We start from the raw sequence: 836 nt of genomic DNA, 5'->3' as shown, positions 1-836 counted from the left end.
CCCCCGACGACCAGGAGCACGGCGACGCTGAAGCTGACGCCAATTGCGGCTATGGCGCGGCGGGTGGTGGTGGGTCGGAGCTTGCGAATCAAGGCTAAGGCAAGGTCCTAAAAGCTTTCCGGACTTCCGTGCGCCCGCCCTCGACAATAAACGTGACCTCGTAGGTGATGCCGTCACTGTCGATAGCGGTAACGATGTATTGGCCGTTCTCGTCGGTGCCGTCCGACTTGTGGCGCAGTTGGACTTGGGGAACCCCGAACCTTGCTTCTACGGCGCGTAGGCCGTAGTTGACTATTTCGTCTGCGTCGAGTTCTTCTAGCTTGCCGTGTCGGACTGTGTGGCCGCGCTTTCGCAATTCGCTAATGAGGCTCCCTATAGCGATGCCGATGATGGTGTCTAGTCCGGTGGAACCGATGTGTGCGGCAGTCTCGATGAGGAACTGAGCTTGCGCCCCTGCCGCTCCCCAATGTGTTTCGGATCGTCGCTGAACGAGCATGTACGGTGCTTGCAGCGTGCGGGACGGGACAAGGGTGCCATCCTTATCGACGCTGTGGAACATCGCTTCGAGGGTGTCGTTCAGCCAGTCGAGGTCAATCGTTCCGTGCGGCTCAATGACGATGCGGTAGCCGTCAATTGTTTTAGTGTGGTCGGGGTTCTCGCGTATCTCGACAACGACTTGGTCGCGGTAGCTCTCGGTCACGTGGTGAGGGTATATCGACACGGTGCAGGTTGACGGAACCCTGACGGGTGCTCGCGCGTCTGACCCCATCCCAGAATCACCCACGAACCACGCCCGTAATCGCGTCAGGCCAACACCGGTTGCCACCCGACCCGTA

At 59.8% G+C, this 836-nt stretch carries 1 protein-coding gene; it reads right to left on the bottom strand.

All coding sequences use genetic code 11. The features are described from left to right. Positions 1–94: 94 nt before the first annotated feature. The gene (locus GOACH_RS23045; RefSeq protein WP_040519689.1) at positions 95–700 is read right to left on the bottom strand and encodes a hypothetical protein; all 606 of its coding nucleotides are present in this window, start codon (positions 698–700) and stop codon (positions 95–97) included. Positions 701–836 lie beyond the last annotated feature (136 nt).

The sequence above is a fragment of the Gordonia aichiensis NBRC 108223 genome, from assembly GCF_000332975.1.
GTDB classification, from domain to species: domain Bacteria; phylum Actinomycetota; class Actinomycetes; order Mycobacteriales; family Mycobacteriaceae; genus Gordonia; species Gordonia aichiensis.
Note: the sequence above shows the minus strand (reverse complement) of the source record. Positions and strands in the feature narration are given on the sequence as shown.